Origin of the sequence: Devosia sp. (assembly GCF_036676215.1) — a bacterium.
Lineage (GTDB): Bacteria > Pseudomonadota > Alphaproteobacteria > Rhizobiales > Devosiaceae > Devosia.
On sequence record NZ_JAKFDJ010000091.1, the window covers coordinates 1 to 4,335 of the forward strand.

General features: G+C 62.8%; 5 protein-coding genes. 3 read left to right on the forward strand and 2 right to left on the reverse strand.

The annotated features are described in order from the left end of the window. The first annotated feature begins 123 nt into the window (after positions 1-123). Positions 124-312 (forward strand): hypothetical protein, encoded by a 189-nt coding sequence (locus tag V6M52_RS09490; RefSeq protein ID WP_332689062.1) that lies wholly within the window; start codon positions 124-126, stop codon positions 310-312. Between the two features lie 85 nt (positions 313-397). Then, entirely contained in the window at positions 398-589 is a 192-nt protein-coding gene (locus V6M52_RS09495) for a hypothetical protein (RefSeq protein ID WP_332689064.1), read from the forward strand. A gap of 38 nt (positions 590-627) precedes the next feature. On the opposite strand, the gene V6M52_RS09500 is transcribed toward V6M52_RS09495, so the two are convergent. After that, positions 628-1,185 carry a dihydrofolate reductase family protein gene (locus V6M52_RS09500; RefSeq protein ID WP_332700839.1) on the reverse strand — a complete coding sequence of 186 codons (558 nt, stop codon included), beginning with the start codon at positions 1,183-1,185 and terminating at the stop codon, positions 628-630. A gap of 1,302 nt (positions 1,186-2,487) precedes the next feature. On the opposite strand from V6M52_RS09500, the gene V6M52_RS09505 reads away from it, so the two are divergent. Beyond that, a complete protein-coding gene (locus tag V6M52_RS09505; protein WP_332689067.1) occupies positions 2,488-2,829 on the forward strand; it encodes a DUF6968 family protein in 342 nt (113 codons plus the stop codon). A gap of 57 nt (positions 2,830-2,886) precedes the next feature. Here the strand turns inward: V6M52_RS09505 and V6M52_RS09510 are convergent. Then, positions 2,887-4,335 (reverse strand): sodium/proton-translocating pyrophosphatase (locus V6M52_RS09510; RefSeq protein WP_332700840.1); only part of this gene is annotated, 1,449 nt, incomplete at its 5' end.

Genomic DNA, 4,335 nt, shown 5'->3' on the forward strand with positions numbered 1-4,335 from the left:
GTGAGGAGAAAATCACGCAGGGGTGGTTTTTCGTGGATCGAGCCCGAAAGGTACCCCGCTTTTCTGGGCTTGCCGCATGTGCCGAAACGGCCCACCTTCGATGGGCAATCGGGGAGGCTTCAGGTGAAGATCGTCAAGACCATTGTCGGCGTGCTGCTCGTGCTGATCGGCGCACTGTGGATTTTGCAGGGCGCCAATATTGTGGGCGGCAGCGTCATGTCAGGACAGAGCCAGTGGCTCTATATCGGCATTGTCGCGGGGCTGGCCGGATTGGCCCTGCTCTATTGGACCTATGGGCGGCGCATCACCTAGCGGCCCAGGCCCGCTGTAACCGGCGGCGCCGATCGGCCGAATGGCGGATAGGCCGGGTTGACCGGTCGTCACCGGGAGACCCGCCATGCTTCGTACCGTGCTCAATATCGCTGCCGTCGTCGCCGTCGTTGCCGGCATCCGCTGGGTGCTGGTCGGCGCCAATATCATCGCCGGCAGCGCCATGTCGGGCATGGGCCAATGGCTGGCCATCGGCATCGGCTGCACCGCCATTGGGCTGGTCCTTGGCTGGTGGGCCAATTTCCGCCGCGCGGCCTGAGCAGAAGGGCCGGGAGCGCCCCGGCCCACGCCGCCCTCTCAGCCCTCCCGCCTTGCATAGGTCAGCACCACATTGCCCTTGGAGGTCTGCTGGCTGCCCTTGAGCGCGAGGCGCGTCACTGGCGTGCCGTCTTCAAACAGGCGCCGCCCCGTGCCGGCGACCACCGGATGCAGGATGAGGGTCAATTCATCCATGAGGCCCGCCAGCAGAAGCTGGCGCACCAGTGACATGCCAGCCATGGCCGAGATGGTGCCGCCCGCCTGCTGCTTGAGGTCGCGCACGAAGGCTTCGAGATCGCCCTCGATCAGGCTGGAATTGCTCCAGGTGAGATCGGCGGGCTTGAACGTGCGCGAGGCGACGAATTTGGGCACGGTGTTGATGAAGGTCCCGAAATCCTGATCCCGGCTCGTTGAGGGCCAGAAGCCGGCCCATTCCTGGTAGCCCTGGCGGCCCATCAGCACGGTATCGACATCGGCCATGACGCTGCCGAGCAGCGCGCCCAGTTCGTTATCGAAACTGTCGAACTGGAAGGTATTGGGCGCCTCGGCGACGCCGTCGACAGAGTAGAACAGGCCGGCAGTGAGTTTACGCATCATGGTCTCCCGATTGGTCTGACGACCGTCCCTGGCCGCCATCTGACTATGCGACGAGCGGGGCGGGGCGAGTTCGACACGCGGCGCGATTTTTGGGCAACAGGTTGCGCCGGATGGCCACAAGGCCTCCGGTTGCCATGAACGAGCGGACCCCGAGGCGGCCATCGCCTCTGGAAATTTAAAAATGAGACGATAACCGCCTCGGGGTGCCGGTTTTTGGAACAGGACCGATTATCGCGCAGCATGAACGCTCGCCATGCTGCGGCCGGCTCTCGAACCTGCGCGAGAGGCAAAGCCCGCGCCCGACTCACCCCGCCACTGTTCGCCTGCAGGCCGCCCATGCGGAGTGATGGGGGGAGTGTGCCACAGGTTTTTAGGCGGGGGATAAGTTTGGGGTGAAGCCCGAAGTCCCCAGCAAATCCGGTCGTCACCCTCGGGCTTGACCCGAGGGGACTTCAGTTACCCCAACCTTCAGCAAGTGCAGTCCCCTCGGGTCAAGCCCGAGGGTGACGAGCGGTGGGTATGGGCCATGGGTGGAGCCTTAGCCCCTCCCCCTTGAGGGGAGGGGTTGGGGTGGGGATATCGAGGGTCACCAAACACCGAGCTTGCGGAACCCCTGACACCCCCACCCTTGATCCCTCCCTCAAGGGGGAGGGAGATGACTGAGAAGCCTATGCCTTCACAACCACTGCCTTCACAACCTCGCTCGGGGTGGGTTGGGCACTAGGCGTCAACAGTCTCGGTGTCATCCCGGCTCTGAGCCGGGATCCATCCTGAGATGCGGGTCTCGCCGCCAGGTGGAGTTGCTTATCCGACCACCCTGGGAAGTGTCCGGGATGGGCCTCGGCTCAAGGCCGGGGTGACACGGTGGGCGCCTAAGTTGAGGAGGCTGAGCCAAGTTATCCCCGCCTATTGGGCATATGGCAAAATGGCGCCAACGAAGGAGTTGAGCGTCACGATGGAGAACACGAATCAAATTGGCATCCGGCAAAAGCTCGCGACCGCTCGAGTCACCATGGGACTCATTCGGCTGGGGGACCTAATTGCCAAATTCGACCCAAATCAGCCCCGGGTACCAGCAGGCAATCCAGATGGTGGTCGATGGACGAGCAGTGGCAGTATGCGAATGGCCGGAAAGTGGAACGAGAGCCGCCGCGCGGAATGCGAGGTACAATACGAGCTAGACATGCTGCAATGTCGCATGACCCTATGGAACCCCTTCTGCGCAGATCAGGCGCGGTCTAGAATGACTGCTTGCATGAAGGGCGACCCAATCCCTCCTTTCTTCCACATCGGAGACTCGTGATGCTTGTCGGTACGCGCATTTTGACGGTGGATACTGACGAGGGACCCAAGCCGGTTGAGATCAGGCTTTATCTGCCCGAGCCATATGACACAGTCTGGCACGCCCGCTACGAAATCGATTGGCCCGAAGGAACTGTCCGCAGCCACGCTGTGGGAAATGACACGATCGCGGCGCTGCACGCGGCCATCGAGAAAATCGGCAGCGAACTCCACATGAGCCGCTATCATCATGATCGGACTCTATGGTGGGTCAAGCCGTGGGTTGGATACGGGTTTCCGCTGCCCAAGGGGGCCCGCGACCTGTTGATCGGACATGACCAGCAGTTTTATGGATTGGATTAATAACGAGGCCCGGGATCACTCCCGGGCCTCCTTCATTCCAGTCCAGACTACGTCTGGTCACCCCAGATGCGCCAGCACCGCCAACAACAGCAACGCCACAATATTGGTGATCTTGATCATCGGGTTGACGGCCGGGCCGGCCGTGTCCTTGTAGGGGTCGCCGACGGTGTCGCCGGTGACCGAGGCCTTGTGCGCGTCGCCGCCCTTGTGGTGGGTGACGCCGTGGCTGTCGGTGAAGCCGTCTTCGAAGCTCTTCTTGGCATTGTCCCAGGCGCCGCCACCGGCGGTCATGGAGATGGCGACGAAGAGCCCGGTGACGATGACGCCCATCAGCATGGCGCCCAGGGCCGAGAAGCCGGCGGCGGGGCCGGCGATCCAGTTGATCAGGAAGAACACCACGATGGGTGACAGCACCGGCAACAGGCTGGGCACGATCATTTCCTTGATCGCCGCCTTGGTCAGCATGTCGACGGCCCGGCCGTAATCGGGCTTTTCGGTGCCGAGCATGATGCCCGGACGTTCCTTGAACTGGCGGCGCACTTCCACCACCACCGATTGGGCGGCGCGGCCCACGGCGGTCATGCTCATGCCGCCGAAGAGGAAGGGCAAGAGGCCACCAAACAGCAGGCCCACCACGACGTATGGATCGGCCAGCGAGAAGGTGAGCTCGCCCATGCCCTGGAAGATGGCTGGGCCATCGGGGAGGTTCGAGAAGTAGATCAGGTCCTGCGTATAGGCAGCGAACAGCACGAGGGCGCCGAGGCCGGCCGAGCCGATGGCATAGCCCTTGGTGACGGCCTTGGTGGTGTTGCCCACCGCGTCCAGCGCGTCGGTATTGTGGCGCACTTCCTTGTCGAGACCGGCCATTTCGGCAATGCCGCCGGCATTGTCGGTCACCGGACCGAAGGCATCCAGCGCCACGACGATACCGGCCAGAGCCAGCATGGTGGCGACGGCGAAGGCGATGCCGAAGAGGCCGGCAATATTGTAGGTAACGATGATGCCGGCGATGATGACCAAAGCCGGCAGGGCGGTGGATTCCAGCGATACCGCGAGGCCCTGGATCACATTGGTGCCGTGGCCGGTGACCGAGGCTTCGGCGATGGAATTGACCGGGCGACGGCCGGTGCCGGTGTAATATTCGGTGATGACGATAATCAGCCCGGTAATGACGAGGCCCGCCGCGCCGCACCAGAACAGGCTCATCGGCGTGAAGGTCTTGTCATTGGCTTCGATGGCGACGTTGAGATCGCCGAAGACGAACCACAGCACCGGGATCAGTGCGACCAGCGACAGCACGCCGGTGGCGATGATGCCCTTGTAGAGGGCGCCCATGATGTTGTTGTCGGCGCCGAGCTTGACGAAATAGGTGCCGATGATCGAGGTCACGACGCAGGCGCCGCCAATGGCCAGCGGCAGCACCATGCCCATGAGCTTGAAGGCATCGGGCAGGATGATGGCGGCCAGCACCATGGTGGCGACGATGGTCACCACATAGGTTTCGAA